This window comes from Duganella sp. Dugasp78 (genome assembly GCF_059491455.1).
This window is the reverse complement of the sequence record NZ_CP168506.1, coordinates 6,161,383-6,176,106: the sequence shown is the minus strand read 5'-3', so window position 1 is coordinate 6,176,106 and position 14,724 is coordinate 6,161,383. Positions and strand designations below refer to the sequence as shown.

Genomic DNA, 14,724 nt, shown 5'->3' with positions numbered 1-14,724 from the left:
TGCGCCGCCAGTTGTCAAAAATGCGACGGCATTGATGCATGCGGCAGTGCCGTTTCGTCAACGTTGTCGCGTTGCGCGGAACCGTGGGCGGGCGGGAAGCGCAGCACGATGGCACTCAGGTTGTCGATGTGGAGGTTGGGCGGCGGGTGGTCGGCGTAGTCGTTGAACAGGGCGTCGAGCGCGGCGCCGGCCGGGTGGCCCGGCTGGGCCAGCAGCGCCGGCCAGCGCGCGGTCCACTGCAGCGGCCGGCCGCAGGACCAGAAGCCATCGGTGGCTAGCAGATAGGTAGCGTCGGCGCGCACGGTCAGCAGGCGGCGGTCGGCCAGGTGGCCCAGGAAGGGCGGCAGGTTGGCTGCGCTCAGCGGCAGCAGGCCGTCCTCCAGCACCTGCGGATTGGCGAAGGCGTTGCCGAGGATGTAGGCCTGCGAGATTTGCGCGCGGTGTTCGCCGTGGACCTGCTTCCACCATTCCTGCTCGCCGAGCAGGCCGTGCATGGCGAACGCGGTGGCCGGCACGTGGTCCACCGTCAGCGGCTGCGCGGCTTGCGCGGTGATCTCATAGAGGCGCGAATCGCCGACGTGGTACAGCATCGGCGCGGCGCCGGGCGGAATCTCCAGCAGCGTCAGCGTGGTACCGGGGCGGCGGAAGCTGTCGTCGTCGCCTTCGCTGCGGAACTGACGCTGCAGGCGGGTGTGCAGGGCGTCGAGGCGGGCGCCGAGTTCGTCCAGCGTGGCGCAGGCCGGGATCAGCAGCAGGCCGGTGGCCACAGCTTCGGCGGCCTCGCGGCCGTTGCCGTGGCCGCCCATGCCGTCCAATACCGCCAGCCGCACGTGGCCGCGCGGCCAGTCGGGCAGCGTGATGCTGTGTGGGGATTGGTCGCGCAGGAAGACGGCGTGGCCCTTGGTGTCGATGATGAGCAGGTTGTCCTGGTTCTCCGGCACTTGCAGCTTGCTGATGCTGGCGCTGCTGCGGGCGGCGATGTCCAGGCCGGGGCCGAAGTGCTGCTGGTCGGTGATTCGTGTCATCGGGTCGGACGCCTTGGCGCGGGATGCGAAAGGCCACAGCTTAGCCGAAAAAATGCTGGCGTGGGACGACGTGCTTGATCGTTCCGGCCTCATTCTCCGCTCCGGCGCAGCCACAGGCTGTTGACCCAGCCGGTGCTCTCGCGGCCGGCGACGCTGGCCCTGATCTGCCACCAGTCGCCGTTGCGCGCGCCGGTCGGTGTGACGGTGGCGCCGGCCGGCACGGTGAGCAGGCGGGCCGAGTGCACGCCGGCTGCGGCGCGCAGGTTCAGGTCGCGATGGACGGCGAACGATAGTCCGGCTATCGGGGCCGACGATGCGGGCATCGATGCCTCCCGTGCCGCGGCCTCCCGTGCCGCTGCCGCCGCCGCGATAGCGCGCGCCTCCGCGCCGCGGTCCGGCGTTGCTGCTGCGCCGATATCGTTCCCGGGCTGGCGGCCGTGCACCGCGTACAGAATCAGGCTGCCGAATCCCCATGCGCCGACCAGCATGATGAGCAGCGCGCGAGCGTTCGGACGGCGCCACCACTGGCGCGGCGTCAGGTAGGCAGCCAGGAACAGCGTGATCACCAGCCCCGCCGCGAAGGCGCCCGCTGCGTAGAGTTTAGCCGTTTCCATGCGGGCTCCGTTCAGGCGTCGAAGCGCAGCACATAATGGCCCGCCACCAAGTGATGACCATTGGGCAGCAGGTAGGGCGCGTCGCTGTCGGCGTTGCCGATGCTGGTGACGAATTCCAGCCTGTCGTCCAGGTGGTACAAGGCCTGCGAGGCGCTGAGGCGGCTGATCTTGTAGCCCTGCGCCGTCGCCTCGAAGCTGAAGGCGTCGCGCGACAGGCCGATGCGGTCGGCGCTGGCGGTGTTGGCGCCGTTGGCGCGCCTGAGGAAGCGCGGCGAATCGAGCAGGCGCAACGCCGCCAGCATCGGCGAGTTGCGGCCAAAGCTGAAGCGCGCACCGCTCGCCACCGCCGCACCGACCGGCTGCGCCAGGCAGATCATGGCACGGTAGCGGTCCGCCATTTGCGGCGCGGCCGCCAGCACGCGGATCGCCTGCGTATCGACCGGCGTGAAAGTGGCCGGCGCGGTGATGCGCTGCCGGCCTTCGGCGGTGCAGGCGTACAGTTCATCGGAGGCGTCGACCACGAAGCTGATGGCCGCCGGCCCGTCCGCTGACAAGGCCAGCGCGCGATTGAACGGCAGTTCCATCGCCTGCGCGCCGGTGTCGCGGTAGCGGCTCAGGCGCGGCATGGCCAAAGCCACCAGGCTGACGCGCTGCTGCGAGATCGGCGCATAGGTGGCGTCGCTTTCGCCGGCGTTGTTGGCCGGCTTGTGGCTGACCGGGATCGCCGTCATCTCCGGCGTTGCGCCGCCATTGGCGCGGCTTTGCCAGACCGCCGGCTTGCCGGCGATGGCGGCGGCGGTGGCCACGGGGTTGATGCTGATGGACTCGGCGGCCGCACTGGGCTGCGGACGCGGTGCGGCGGCGCCGGTACGGCCGATCTTGAGCATCAGGCGCGGGCTGCCACCCGGCGCTTCGCGCAGGGACTTGATGGTGTGGTAACCGCTGCGCGGATCGAAGCGGCATTCGAAGGCGTCCTTGGGGCGCATCTGCACGACGGGCGGCGCATCCGGGCCATCGTTGATGATGAGGATAGCGCCGTCGGGGCCGAACGGCCAGCCGCTGGCGACGAAACTCGCTTCGCCGCCTTCGCCGCCGATCAAGGCCAGGCGCTGGTTGGGATAGAGCGGGCACACCGGATGCCAGATCGCGCTGTCGCGCGAAACGCTGACGTTGTAGAGGATTTTCTCGTCGGCCCCCGGCAGGTACACGGCGTGGCCGAACTTGACCTCGATCTCGCCCGGCGCCAGCGACGAGGTGCCGATCACGTCGTACCGCACCTGGTCGCCGCCCAGCAGATCGCCGAAGTCCTTCTGGTGCAGCGCCGTCAGCGTCTGCGCCAGGTCGCGCGCGCGGGCGCCGCGGGTCAGGTGGTAGTCGTCGTCGACCTCTTCTTGCGGCAGCATCAGCGTCACATGGGAGAAGCAGCGCGTGGCGGCGCGGCCCCTGTGCTCGCGCGGGCTGCGCTCGAGCAGGTCGCGCAGCAGCGGACGGCGCGAGAACAGCGCCAGCCCTGGCGCCTGCCAGATCGCCTCGGCGTTGAAGACGTCCGGAATGCGGCCCAGGACTTCGTGTTGTACGTAGATCGGCATGATTCATTCTCCTTCTGAGGATTGCGCGCTGATGGCACTAAACGCTAGCAGGGGGCAAAGGAAAAACAGCAGGTGGCTGCCGCCGGCCGAGAGGAAGCTCATGGGCTGGCCCATGATGGGGAAGATGGAAAGGTTGGTGCCCCAGGACAGCAGGAAGTGGCCCAGCACGAAGGCGCCGTCGCCGCACAGCATGAAGTAGCGGAAGCGGCCCGACCAGGCGTGGCGGAAGTCGCGCGCCGTGGCGCCGGCCTGGCAGGCGCGGGCGGCCGTGTAGGCGATACCGGTCAGGAAAGCGGCTTGCGCCACCCACAGCAGCAGGCCGCCGATCAAGCCATGGCGGTTGAGGAAGAACGAGGCGGCGAAATCATCCTGCACGGCGGGGATCTGCACCGCGCCGCCGGCCGCCATGCCGAGCGAGCGCAGGCCGAGCCAGTGGTCGGCGCCCAGCCAGCCGCCGTCGCCGATGGCGCGCGCGCCCAGCAGCAGCTGCTGTCCGGTGTGCGGATGTTCGGCGGGATTGAGCCAGACCAGGAAGCGGTCGGCGTAGAAGCCCCAGCGTATCAGGTCGTCGGTGCCGACGCAGCGCAGGTAGACGATGGCGCCGGCGGCCGTCAGCACCACGCCGGCCAGCGCCGCCGCCAGCTTGCGGTTGCGCGCGGCCAGCGCGTAGGCGAAGGCCATGATGGTGCTCCATATGAGCAGCAGGATCAGCGGCGAGAAGTCGTCGACCTGCACCAGCGAGAGCCCCAGCAATGCCAGGAACAGCAGCGCGGGCGCGATCAGCTGCAGCCAGCGGGCGCCGTGCTCGGACAGTTTTTGCGGGCCGGCGTGCCAGTTAAAGCGCAGCGCCAGGCAGTGTGCGGTGAGGGCGGTGAGGGCGAGCTTGGCCAGCTCCACCGGTTGCAGATCGAAGACGCCTTGTTCGTCGCCCCACAGCACTTGCGCGGCCAGCGCGGCCAGCGCCACGCCGGCGAACAGCGCGAGCAGCAACTCGATGCTGCGCTGCTGAAGGTGGGCGCCGCGTGCGGCCTGGCGCTGTGCCCAAAGGCGCAGCAGGCCGCCAAGACCGGCGCCTATCGCCAGCATGGCTGCGCTTTTTTGATAGTAGCGCAGCCAGGAGGATTCGGGCGCGCCCAGGCCCAGCTCCAGTTGCGACAGCAGGCCGGCGGCCAGCAGCACGACGCCTGCGGCGGTTAGCAGCGTGAGACGGCCGGGCAGTGCGAGCCACAGCAGCAGCGCGCAGGCGGCCAGCAGCATCGAGCTGGCGGCGCTTGGTGCAAACCCCGCGCGCTGCGCGGCCAGTGCGGCGGTGCCGCAGGCCAGCACACCGGTGGTGGCCAGCAGCATGGCGATGCTGGCACCGGCATCGGCACCGGCGCGGCGGTTGGAGTGCGCGCCCAGTGCCAGGCTCGCCACCATGCAGGCCAGGCTGACTGCGAGGCCGGCGCAGAAGGCCCAGGATAGTCCACCGTCCCACAGCGCGCGCTGCTGCCAGTGCCAGCTGACGTGATCCGGCAGTTTCAGATCCGGCGCGCCGAACAGCTTGACGTGGCGGCTGGGGCGCAGCGTGAGTTGGCCGCCGTCGGCGTCGAGCTGGAAGCGGGTATGGCCGACCACAATCGCTTTCACATCAGCCAGCGAGGCCTGCTGCTTGCGCAGGTCGGTCTGCGAGCCGGCGCTGTGCACCAGCACCGCGGCACGGTCGCCATCGGGATTGCCGGCCGTGAGTTGAAGGCCGCCGTTGCTGCGCGCGATCTGGGCCGCGCCGGGCGTCACTTGCGCCAGTCCGAGGCGATTGTCGCAATACAGGTTGCCGCCGAAGGACAGCGGGCGCGAGACGGTCAGCATGCCCGGCATGGCGCGGTTCCATAGCGATAGCAGCCTGGATGCGACATGCGACTCCGGGCAGTTGGCCTGCTGGTGACCATCGCGATACAGCACTGCGCCGTCGTAGCGCCATTCGTGGCCGTCGCGGGCGAAGGTGACGCTGCCGGAATCGGCGGCCTGCACGTCGAACAAGGCATAGTCGATCTGGAAGCGCTGGCCGGCGATCAGCGGTGTGCTGCCCATGCGCTGTTCGCTGCCGTCGCGCAGCAGTATCACTTGCCGGGTCGCGCTCAGGTTGCGCAACGTCCACCCGTCCTGCGCGTCGCGGCGCAGGGACAGGTGGTTGCGGTCCGACTGCGGCGCCGCCAATTCGTGCTGGCCCAGCGAGATTGCTTCGCCAGGCGCCAGCTTGATGGTGATGGCGGCTGGCAGCCATGCGGCCGGCGCGCGCAGCAGGGCCAGTGCCTGCAAGCCGCATAGGGCGGCCAGCAGCGTGAGGGTGACGGCAAGGCCGGTATTGCTGGCGGCCGAGCGGGCAATGGCTGCGCAGATGTCGCCGAAGCCTCGTCGGTCGAACGTGGCGCGGCGCGCGGTGGATGGGCGGGCGGCCGATGTGGCGAAAAGGCGTAGCGAGATAGCCATCATGCCCCCTGAATATGACGCCAACGGTTGTCGGCCGTTGGGCGATTCATGCTGTGGACGGGGTCGACGGGATCCAGCGTGCCGCGCTGTGGCTTGACGCCCTGGATGGCGTGCAGCATGCGGCTGATCTGGATCGCATGGCGCGGACGTTGTGCCGGGTCGAGGTGCAGCAGCGCGCGCAGCAGGTCCAGCGCCGCATCGCGCGCCGGCGCCGGAATCGCGGCGGCGAAGCGCGCTTCTTCCTCGGCGTGCAGCGCCGCCGGAATCGCGCCGCCGTGCATGCTGCGCAGCAGATCGGCGCCGGCGGTGTGGTGCTCGCGATAGGCCTGTCCGCAGTCGCTGCAAAAGCGCAGCGGCAAGCCGTTGGTGGCCAGGAAGTAGAACATCGCGCCCAGCGAGAAATAGTCGCTGCGCGGGCCGGTGGCATAGCCGCCGCCGTCGGCCGGGAAGAACTGTTCCGGCGCCTGCCAATTGGCGGTGCCGGCATACGAGTGAGCTTGCAGGCTGCCCAGCTGGCGGTTGGTGCCGAAATCGGCCAGCTTGACGGTACCGAGTCCCCAGTCCAGCAGCACGTTGGCCGGTTTCAGGTCCAGGTAACGCCAGCCGTATTGGTGCACCTTGGCCAGCGCCTGGTTGATCTGTGCTATCCAGTTGAGTATCCGTGGCAGCGGGATCGACTCGCCACGGCCCCTGAGCGCGATCATGTGCTTGCCCAGGTCCGTCGCCATCAGCTCCAGCGCCAGCACCGGCAAGCCTTCGTGCCAGCCGCTGTCGAGCAGGCGCACGATGTGGCGTTCGTCCCACGGCTCCAGCGATTGCAGGAAGCCGATTTCATTGTTCGCGCTGGCGATCCAGCGGTCGCGCTGGGCGGGCAGGGCGCGTGCCATCTGCTCGCGGTTGATGAATTTGATGGCCACATCGCGCGTGGCCGGCGGCCCGCTGGCGCGCCAGATGATGCCGTAGGCCGATCCGCCGATCTGCTCGCGCAGCCGGTAGTGCCCCAATTCCAAAGCGATGATTGCCTCTGTTGTCGTCATGATTTCCCCTCGGCCCGCGCCGTTACGCAGGGCTAGCGGGGGGAGACGAAAAAAAACCGCCAGCCTGGGTGCAGGCTGGCGGCTTCGGTACTGGGCTGGAAGCTTAACGTTCCCAGCGATCGTAATGATGATGGCGGTGTTCCCAGCGTTCCTCGCGATACTCGCGGTAGTAAGGGCGGGCCGGTTCAACGTACACCACGCGTGGAGGCGGGGCATAGTAGCGTGGCGCCGGAGCGTAGTAGACCGGAGCCGGCTCGTAGTAGACCGGGGCAGGCTGCGTGTACACCCGGGTCTCGACGTAGCGGTCGCCGCGGCCGTAGTAGCGGTCATTGGTGTTGATGCTGTTGCCCACCGCCGCGCCAACCAGGCCGCCGACGATGGCGCCATCGCGGCCGCCGGCGCTGTGGCCGACTGCTGCGCCTACCACAGCACCGGCGACCGTGTTGAATTCACGGTCGCCTGCGTAGGCCGACGACGATACTGCTGCTGCGGCCAGTAACGCTACACCCAGAAATTTTTTGTTCAACATGGTATTTCCCCTTGCTGTGGCCCGGATCGGAATGATACGTCGGCCAGTGACTCCACTATAAAGCCTGAAGGGGAATACGCCACGTCTTATACACATGCTTACAAACCGGCCGCTCCGGTAATGCCTTGTAACATTTGGCCCTTGGCCCCATTCAGTCCCTGAAAGCTTCCCATTCGGGGCGCAGCAGGCTGAAAACCTGCACATCCTGGTAGCGGCCATTGATAAAAAAGCTCTGGCGCAGCGTGCCTTCGGCGCTGAAGCCGCATTTTTGCGCCACGCGGATCGAGGCCACGTTCTCCGGTGCGGTCAGCAGTTCCAGCCGGTGGAACTGGTGGACCTTGAACAGGTAATCGACCAGCATGCGGCATGCCTCGGTCACGTAACCGCGTCCCGCCAGCTTGGGGTCGAACAGGCGGTAACCGATTTCGCGCGTGACCGGCGTGCGGCTTTTGAAGTGCGTGATGACACCGACGATGTGGTGCAAGCTGTCCTCGATCACAAACAGCTCGCTGTCGTCGGTGACGAAGCTGTTTTGCATGAACTCCTTGCGCATCGTTTCCGGCGACTTGAAGTGGGTCGAGAAGTAGTCGCCGCGCGACGGCAGGTCGTTGACCAGCGCGATGAAGGCGTTCAGGTCGGCGGTCAGCAGATGGCGCACGGTGCAGAGTGAACCCTTGAGCATAGGCGCTTCCTTCGCATGGTTGAAGATTCATGGTAGTGCAACGGCCATAACAAATCAACATTGATGACAAGATCTTCACGATAGGTTATCGTTTAGATCGTTTTTGTAACTCACCCACACATCCATAGGAAACGCATGAAATCCGCCTTCTTCAAATCCCCGTTGTCCCTGACCGTCCTTGCCGGCGCCTTGTTGAGCGCCGGCGCCATTGCCGCTCCTGCCAACGATCCGGCCACGCTGGCCCAGATCCGCGACAGCGCGATGAAGGACGACTGGGCCTACGAGCGCCTGGCCGACCTGACCGATCTGGTCGGACCGCGCCTGTCCGGCTCTCCGGGCGCCGCGGCAGCGGTGGAGCAGGTGGCGGCCGCCATGCGCAAGCTGGGCGCCAAGGTCACGCTGCAGCCGGTGAAGGTGCCGCACTGGGTGCGCGGCGTGGAGACGGCGGAACTGGTCGACTACAACGGCCGTCCGGCCGGCATCACGCAGAAGATCGTGCTGACGGCGCTGGGTGGTTCGGGCGCCACGCCCGCCGCCGGCGTGACCGCGCCGGTGCTGGTGGTGCGCAGCCTGGAGGAACTGAAAGCCAAGGCGGCCCAGGTCAAGGGCAGCATCGTGCTGATGGACGTGCCGTTCGACCAGGAGCTGGCCGATCGCGGCCACGCCGGCGCGGCCTACGGTCCGGGCGCGGGCTTCCGCTATATCGGTCCGAAGATGGCGGCGGAGCTGGGCGCGGCGGCGGCGCTGGTGCGTTCGGTCGGCGGCGCCAACTTCCGCATTCCGCATACCGGCGTGACCGGCCTGGTCGACGGCGCGCGCATCCCGGCCGCCGCCATCACCACCGAGGACGTGCTGTTGCTGGACCGCCTGATGGCGCGCGGCCCGGTCAAGATGCACCTGACGCTGACCCCGCAAACCCTGCCGGATGCCGACAGCTTCAACGTCATCGCCGACTGGCCGGGCAGCGACAAGGCCGATGAAGTGGTGATCGTCTCCGGCCACCTCGATTCGTGGGACCTGGCCACCGGCGCCAACGACGACGGCACCGGCGTGGCCGGCGCCATGGGCGTGATTGCGACGCTGAAGAAGCTGGACCTGCATCCGCGCCGCACCATCCGCGTGATCGCGTGGATGAACGAGGAGAACGGCACCCACGGCGGCAAGACCTACTTCGAGGCGAACAAGGGCAAGCTGGATAAGCACTTCGCCGCCATCGAGTCCGACAGCGGTGGTGGCCGTCCGTTCGGCTTTATCGGCAGCGTGACCCCGCCGATGGTGAAGTACTTCGCGCCGCTGAAGGATGCGCTGGCGCCGATCGGCGCGGGCCAGTTCGAGCGCCGCGACATCACCGGCCCGACCGACACCGGCCCGATGGAACACGCGGGCGTGCCGGTGTTCGAGCCGATGGTCGATTCGTCGGCCTACTTCAATTACCACCACACGCCGGCCGATACGCTGGACAAGGTCAGCCCGCTGGAGCTGAAGCGCCATGTGGCGGTGATGACGTCGCTGAGCTGGTTCCTGGCGAATATGGAGCAGCCGATCGGCCGCACCGCGCACCAGGACAGCGAGGACTGATCAGGCAGGCGCGCGGCGCATCCGTGCGCGGCGCGGCTGGCGCTTCGTGATAGTCTGTTTGCTTATCGAGGAGAGTGTCATGGACAAGATTCATTACAAGGGCTGGGAGATCGTGCCGACCGCGCTGCCGACCACCGACCGCCGCTGGACCGCCAGCTGCGACATCGAGCGCGCCGGCGTGGATGGGGTGGAAGTGTTCGAAGGCGCCACCATGCAGTTCATGCGCGACACCGAGGACGAGGCCATCGCCGCCGCCTGCGACGAGGCGATCCGCCAGATCGACAACATCATCGCCAACCCGCTGGTGCGGCTGGCGTGAGGCGGCGCTCAGGACGGGTTAAAAATCTTTGCGGCCAGGCCCAGCAGGAATAGCACGATGGCAAACTGGCTGCCCATGATCCAGCGGGTGATGTAGCGGAATTCAGCCCGGAGTTCCTTGATCTGGGCGGCTTGCTCTGCCATCTGTCGATCAAGGTCTTCGAGATGCTTTTCGACTTGATCTAAACGCAGGTCTACTTTGTTGAAGCGCAGGTCCACTTGGTTGAAGCGCAGGTCTACTTGGTTGAAGCGCAGGTTTGTTTCCTCCTGGTTCAGGGTAAACCGTTGGTCTATGTATAGCCGAAGATCGGCGATCTGGTTTGCCTGCGAGTCGAGCCTGGCTAAAATAACGTCAGTCTCGACTTTTTGCCGGCGCAGCTCGGCCAGTTGTGTGTCGACCAGCTTGAATCGATCGTTCATGTCAGTCCTCAGCGCAGCGACCGCCGCAACGGTGCTGTCGGATATAGCCTCAAGTTTTGCGATACGCTCTTCCATGGATGTTAGACCTGCTGGGTTTGGATTTGGTTCACCTTGGAAGCCAGATTGCCGCCATCTGATGAATTTGCTAGTATGCAAGTCAGATGAAATCACGCCGCTACCCAGAACAAATCGCCTTGCTGCCGTATATCGGCAAATGGACCTTCATCGCGGGCCTGATCGCGCTGCTGAGCGGGACCGCCTCGGCCCTCTTTCTGTTCGCGCTGGACCGCGCCACCGCCTGGCGCGAAACGCACGCCTGGATCATCTGGCTGCTGCCGCTGGCCGGCTTCGCGGTCGGCTGGGTGTACCTGAAACTCGGCCGTAGCGTCGAAGCCGGCAACAACCTGCTGATCGACGAAATCCACGACCCCAAGAATGTCGTCCCGCTGCGCATGGCGCCGCTGGTGCTGATCGGCACCGTGATCTCGCATTTATTCGGCGCCTCGGTCGGCCGCGAAGGCACGGCCGTGCAGATGGGCGGCACGTTGGCCGACCAGCTCACCCACGTGTTCCGCCTGCGCCACGCCGAGCGGCGCATCCTGCTCATGGCCGGCATCAGCGCCGGTTTCGCTTCCGTGTTCGGCACGCCGCTGGCCGGCGCCATCTTCGGACTGGAAGTGCTGGCCATCGGCCGCCTGCGCTACGACGCCATCTTCCCCTGCATGGTGGCCGCCATCGTCGCTGACCAGGTGGGCATGGCCTGGGGCGTGCATCACACCCATTACGCGATGAGCGGCGTCGTCGCGATCGGCTTCTGGAGCGTGGCCGCCGTGCTGGCAGCCGGCATGGTGTTCGGCTTGACCGGCATGTTGTTCGCCAAATCCACGCATGCCGCATCGGCCTTCATGAAGCGCCACGTGGCGTATGCGCCGCTGCGTCCCCTGATCGGCGGCGTGCTGGTGGCGCTGGCGGTATGGATGATCGGCACGCGCTACATCGGTCTCGGCATCCCGGTGATCGTCGAAGCGTTTCAGCAGCCGTTGGCGCCGTGGGACTTCCTTGGCAAGTTCGCGTTCACCGTGGCCTCGCTGGGCAGCGGATTCAAGGGCGGCGAGGTCACGCCGTTGTTCTACATCGGCGCGACGCTGGGCAACGCGCTGGCGCCGCTGCTGCATCTGCCGTTCGCGATGCTGGCGGGGATAGGTTTTGTCGCGGTGTTCGCGGGCGCCGCCAACACGCCGCTGGCGTCGACCATCATGGCGATCGAATTATTCGGCCCGCAGATCGGGCCTTACGCGGCGCTGACCTGCGTGGTGGCCTATCTGTTCTCCGGCCACACCGGCATCTACCGCGCACAGAAGGTCGGCACCCTCAAGCACCGCCTGCCGCCGGTGGCGCGCGACCGCGAGCCGCCGTCATCCAGATAAATCACCATCCATGCAGGCTGGCGTGGGTGCGGACCATCAACCATCAGCTCTTGGGCTGGAAGGATTTCTGTATGGCCCGCACGTTGTAGTAACGCTTGGAGAGGTCCATCTCCAGCCCAACGATCTCCTTGGACGGTATGCAGATGTCACGCGAGAATACGTTGTTCTTCGCTCTCTTCGGATCTGAACCTGCTATTTTCAAATAGGTTTCGGTTCCGATGCGCGACATGACGTAAGCGCCGTAGATCTTGTTTTTCTTTGCTGGATCCTTATCACAAGGGCTACCCGCTTGATCCGCGACCACAGCGCAGCCGGCCGGCGTCAACGTGATCTCGATCGTCGCGAAATTTCCGATTTTAAGTATGTGTGCGATAGTGGCTGGTAAAAACGGCGCGTTCCCGCCAAAAAAAGTAATCAACAATGGGGTGCACAAGCACGCTACTGTCGAGTAGAGCTTGTGAACGGGCCGCATGGCCACGTCGCGCCACGAGGTTATGACGTATGCGCCGATTGCCTGGATGATGACGCCGACAAAAAACACTTGCTGTAGGACGGCAGGCCAATTGATGTGGTTGTCGTCTAACTGGGGAGCGTCGCGCATGAATAACCAATAGGTTTGCAGGGGTAATATCTGCATCAGGCAGACAAATGACATGGCCGATGCGGTTTTTACGACGATGGCGTTTTCCTTAAACCACGGCGTCCAAACTGAACCGACGAAAGTCCATGCGCGGGCGGCAGTCCAATTGCGCCAATTTTCGGGTTTGTTGTTGGCATATGCCTGCCCGATGTAGGCCTGCAGCTTCGAGAAGACTTTTTTTAATAGCAAGTAGGTGGTCAGGCAAAGCGCAATAAGTACGAACAGATCGTGGGCGGGTAAATCGACGAACACGCTGAGGAAAATGAAGAGGCATAAGCCATAGAAGCCCAGGCCTGCCATGAAAAAGAACTTGGCGATGCGGGTTCTGACATCGACCGGGTTTTTCTCTGCGGCGGGAATGAACCAGGCGCCGATGATTATGGCCGGAACGAAAATCACAATACTACAGGCGATGAACAGCGACAGCCCTACATAGGCAGACGAGAAGACTATGCTGGCCAGCGACTTTAAGTCGAACGCCGGAGCATATTCGATGTGACTGTGATACGCAAATATGCACATCAATCCGATCAGCGTCAGCGATGAGCTAGTGCAGATAATCGGATTTTTTTTAAAATAGTCGACTACCCAGTATTCTATCTTCTCGACTTTTGCGTCCTTGCGCGCCTTCCACGGTTTTGCGGGCATTGGAATTCTCCGGGTCATTTGATCATTGTTTCGACATCGGCTGGCGCGACGGCTGGCGCCGGGTGCCAGTTCTCTTTCGGGATCACATGCAGCGTGGCCGGCTCTTGCGTGAAATGCGGCGACGTGATCTGCACGCCGAACTCGTTGAACACATCGACGATGTACTGGTGCAGCTGATTCAGCACTTCGGCGCGGCGGCGTGGCGTTTCCACGGTGGCGTAGGCCACCAGCCGGTATTCAACGTAAAAATCCGACAGCCCGATCTGCATCACATAGGGCTTGGGTGTGGCGGCGATGTCCCCGGTCCTGGCGGCCGCCAGTTCCAGCATCGCATGCACCTGGCGCCATGGTGTGTCGTAGCCGATGGTGACGGTGGTGTCGAGCACAAAACCGGTGCCGGCATGCGCGCGCGAATAGTTCTTGGTGGTGTTGGACAGTACCCAGGCGTTGGGCATGGTGATCTCTTCTCCGAGGCCGGTGCGCAGGCGCGTCTCGAACATGCCCAGTTCGACCACGGTGCCCTCCGACTCGCCGATGCGTACGTACTCGCCTTTGCGCAGCGATCGTGCGTACATAAGGATCAAACCGCTGGCGCCCTGGCCGACGATGCTGGAAGCGCCGATCGACACCATCAGGCCCACCAGCACCGACACGCCCTGGAACGCCGCCGTGTGCGCGCCGGGTAGGTAAGGGTAGGCCATCGCCAGTGCGAACAGCCAGATCACCACGTTCAGGATGCGGCGCGTAGGCGTGGCAGTGTCGCGGTCGAGCCAGGCGATTTGCAGCTCACCGCTTTCCACGCGCTGGAACACCGAGCCGACGGTCAGCATCACCAGCCGCGCGATAGCGGCGATGACGGCCACCAGCACCAGGCCAGGCAGCGCTTCGATGATGCCTTGGGCGACACTGGCGGCGATGTCGATCAAGTAGTCTTGCAGGCGCTCGCCCCAGCTGCGCGAGTAGGGGATTTTACCCATCACGAAGGCCAGCCACAGATAGGTCGCCATCAGGCGCAGGCCCCAGATTAGTAGGTTGACCAGCTGGCGCATGAAGGCCACGTAGTGCTCGGCGTCGAGGATGCGCACGTTCTTGAGTTTGACCTGGCCGAGGCGGCGGCTGATGACCTGGGTCGAACGCTTGCCCACCCAGCGGTGCATCATGCGCAGGCCGTGCAGGATCAGGCCGTATGCCAGCGTGGCAGCCACGCACAGGGCCGCCGCGATCAGCAGGTAGCGCGGGCTGGCCTGTTCGCGGCGTTCCAGCAGGGCCTTGCCAAGTGTTGCCGCGCTTTCGCTGGCGACGCTGTCGGCGGTGTCGCCGGCCAGCGGGTTGATGTCGGCCGGCGTGACCAGGAACAACAGGGCGCCATCCAGCGTCACCTGCGTGCCTTCGCTGATCGCACGGATGCCGGGCTGCTGCGGACCGTTGCGGGCCAGCGCCGCCTCCAGCCGCTTGCGCGCGCCCTCGGCGCGTTCCTCCGGCGGATAGCCGGTCAGCACGGAGCGGAAAACGAAGATGGTGCGGTTGGCGAAGACCAGTTTGGCCGGAGCGGTTGCGGCGGCGGGCGTGCCGGGTGGCGGGGCGGGCGGGGAGTCGGCGGAGGAGGCCAGGCAGTGGAGCATCATCAACAGCATTGCGACGAGCAGGCGGCGTAAAAGGGGCATGGCTATCCTTGAGAACTAGATATTGCCAATGATGCCATGTTATCGGATTTGACAGTTGCCGGTATGGCAGTTACGCCCGGTTCG

At 65.5% G+C, this 14,724-nt stretch carries 13 protein-coding genes; 3 read left to right on the top strand and 10 right to left on the bottom strand.

Annotated features, from left to right (window positions below):
- Nucleotides 1-14: 14 nt before the first annotated feature.
- The 7 genes from ACEN9O_RS27300 to ACEN9O_RS27270 all read right to left on the bottom strand — a co-directional run bounded on the left by ACEN9O_RS27300 (nucleotide 15) and on the right by ACEN9O_RS27270 (nucleotide 7,945).
- A complete protein-coding gene (locus ACEN9O_RS27300; RefSeq protein ID WP_495614931.1) occupies nucleotides 15-1,025 on the bottom strand; it encodes a PP2C family protein-serine/threonine phosphatase in 1,011 nt (336 codons plus the stop codon).
- Nucleotides 1,026-1,114: 89 nt separating this feature from the next.
- A complete protein-coding gene (locus ACEN9O_RS27295) occupies nucleotides 1,115-1,639 on the bottom strand; it encodes an SH3 domain-containing protein (protein WP_495614930.1) in 525 nt (174 codons plus the stop codon).
- An 11-nt stretch (nucleotides 1,640-1,650) separates the two neighbouring features.
- Nucleotides 1,651-3,228, bottom strand: a complete 1,578-nt coding sequence (locus ACEN9O_RS27290; RefSeq protein WP_495614929.1) for a hypothetical protein — start codon at nucleotides 3,226-3,228, stop codon at nucleotides 1,651-1,653.
- Nucleotides 3,229-3,231: 3 nt separating this feature from the next.
- Complete coding sequence (locus ACEN9O_RS27285) at nucleotides 3,232-5,697, bottom strand: FtsW/RodA/SpoVE family cell cycle protein (protein ID WP_495614928.1); 2,466 nt, start codon at nucleotides 5,695-5,697, stop codon at nucleotides 3,232-3,234.
- Nucleotides 5,697-6,734: a protein kinase domain-containing protein gene (locus tag ACEN9O_RS27280; protein ID WP_495614927.1), complete on the bottom strand. Its 1,038-nt coding sequence runs from the start codon at nucleotides 6,732-6,734 to the stop codon at nucleotides 5,697-5,699. Before ACEN9O_RS27280 ends, ACEN9O_RS27285 begins: the two co-directional genes overlap by 1 nt.
- Nucleotides 6,735-6,837: 103 nt before the next feature.
- Nucleotides 6,838-7,263, bottom strand: coding sequence for a YMGG-like glycine zipper-containing protein (locus ACEN9O_RS27275; protein ID WP_495614926.1), 426 nt, complete (start codon nucleotides 7,261-7,263; stop codon nucleotides 6,838-6,840).
- A 151-nt stretch (nucleotides 7,264-7,414) separates the two neighbouring features.
- A complete protein-coding gene (locus tag ACEN9O_RS27270; RefSeq protein ID WP_495614925.1) occupies nucleotides 7,415-7,945 on the bottom strand; it encodes a GNAT family N-acetyltransferase in 531 nt (176 codons plus the stop codon).
- 135 nt (nucleotides 7,946-8,080) lie between these two features.
- Here ACEN9O_RS27270 and ACEN9O_RS27265 point away from each other — a divergent pair, with 135 nt between their 5' ends.
- Together ACEN9O_RS27265 and ACEN9O_RS27260 are read left to right on the top strand one after the other, a co-directional pair.
- Nucleotides 8,081-9,523, top strand: a complete 1,443-nt coding sequence (locus ACEN9O_RS27265; RefSeq protein WP_495614924.1) for a M20/M25/M40 family metallo-hydrolase — start codon at nucleotides 8,081-8,083, stop codon at nucleotides 9,521-9,523.
- Between the two features lie 79 nt (nucleotides 9,524-9,602).
- Nucleotides 9,603-9,842, top strand: a complete 240-nt coding sequence (locus ACEN9O_RS27260; RefSeq protein ID WP_495614923.1) for a hypothetical protein — start codon at nucleotides 9,603-9,605, stop codon at nucleotides 9,840-9,842.
- Nucleotides 9,843-9,850: 8 nt separating this feature from the next.
- On the opposite strand, the gene ACEN9O_RS27255 is transcribed toward ACEN9O_RS27260, so the two are convergent.
- Complete coding sequence (locus ACEN9O_RS27255; RefSeq protein WP_495614922.1) at nucleotides 9,851-10,336, bottom strand: hypothetical protein; 486 nt, start codon at nucleotides 10,334-10,336, stop codon at nucleotides 9,851-9,853.
- Nucleotides 10,337-10,422: 86 nt separating this feature from the next.
- On the opposite strand from ACEN9O_RS27255, the gene ACEN9O_RS27250 reads away from it, so the two are divergent.
- Nucleotides 10,423-11,688, top strand: coding sequence for a voltage-gated chloride channel family protein (locus ACEN9O_RS27250; protein ID WP_495614921.1), 1,266 nt, complete (start codon nucleotides 10,423-10,425; stop codon nucleotides 11,686-11,688).
- A gap of 43 nt (nucleotides 11,689-11,731) precedes the next feature.
- Here the strand turns inward: ACEN9O_RS27250 and ACEN9O_RS27245 are convergent, their stop codons facing one another.
- Nucleotides 11,732-12,976: a hypothetical protein gene (locus ACEN9O_RS27245; protein ID WP_495614920.1), complete on the bottom strand. Its 1,245-nt coding sequence runs from the start codon at nucleotides 12,974-12,976 to the stop codon at nucleotides 11,732-11,734.
- A 14-nt stretch (nucleotides 12,977-12,990) separates the two neighbouring features.
- A complete protein-coding gene (locus tag ACEN9O_RS27240; RefSeq protein ID WP_495614919.1) occupies nucleotides 12,991-14,640 on the bottom strand; it encodes a mechanosensitive ion channel family protein in 1,650 nt (549 codons plus the stop codon).
- Nucleotides 14,641-14,724 lie beyond the last annotated feature (84 nt).

What these genes read in the sequence shown, in the direction of transcription:
- ACEN9O_RS27300 (WP_495614931.1), bottom strand. Translation starts at nt 1,025, where the DNA reads ATGACACGAATCACCGACCAGCAGCACTTCGGCCCCGGCCTGGACATC.
- ACEN9O_RS27295 (WP_495614930.1), bottom strand. Translation starts at nt 1,639, where the DNA reads ATGGAAACGGCTAAACTCTACGCAGCGGGCGCCTTCGCGGCGGGGCTG.
- ACEN9O_RS27290 (WP_495614929.1), bottom strand. Translation starts at nt 3,228, where the DNA reads ATGCCGATCTACGTACAACACGAAGTCCTGGGCCGCATTCCGGACGTC.
- ACEN9O_RS27285 (WP_495614928.1), bottom strand. Translation starts at nt 5,697, where the DNA reads ATGGCTATCTCGCTACGCCTTTTCGCCACATCGGCCGCCCGCCCATCC.
- ACEN9O_RS27280 (WP_495614927.1), bottom strand. Translation starts at nt 6,734, where the DNA reads ATGACGACAACAGAGGCAATCATCGCTTTGGAATTGGGGCACTACCGG.
- ACEN9O_RS27275 (WP_495614926.1), bottom strand. Translation starts at nt 7,263, where the DNA reads ATGTTGAACAAAAAATTTCTGGGTGTAGCGTTACTGGCCGCAGCAGCA.
- ACEN9O_RS27270 (WP_495614925.1), bottom strand. Translation starts at nt 7,945, where the DNA reads ATGCTCAAGGGTTCACTCTGCACCGTGCGCCATCTGCTGACCGCCGAC.
- ACEN9O_RS27265 (WP_495614924.1), top strand. Translation starts at nt 8,081, where the DNA reads ATGAAATCCGCCTTCTTCAAATCCCCGTTGTCCCTGACCGTCCTTGCC.
- ACEN9O_RS27260 (WP_495614923.1), top strand. Translation starts at nt 9,603, where the DNA reads ATGGACAAGATTCATTACAAGGGCTGGGAGATCGTGCCGACCGCGCTG.
- ACEN9O_RS27255 (WP_495614922.1), bottom strand. Translation starts at nt 10,336, where the DNA reads ATGGAAGAGCGTATCGCAAAACTTGAGGCTATATCCGACAGCACCGTT.
- ACEN9O_RS27250 (WP_495614921.1), top strand. Translation starts at nt 10,423, where the DNA reads ATGAAATCACGCCGCTACCCAGAACAAATCGCCTTGCTGCCGTATATC.
- ACEN9O_RS27245 (WP_495614920.1), bottom strand. Translation starts at nt 12,976, where the DNA reads ATGCCCGCAAAACCGTGGAAGGCGCGCAAGGACGCAAAAGTCGAGAAG.
- ACEN9O_RS27240 (WP_495614919.1), bottom strand. Translation starts at nt 14,640, where the DNA reads ATGCCCCTTTTACGCCGCCTGCTCGTCGCAATGCTGTTGATGATGCTC.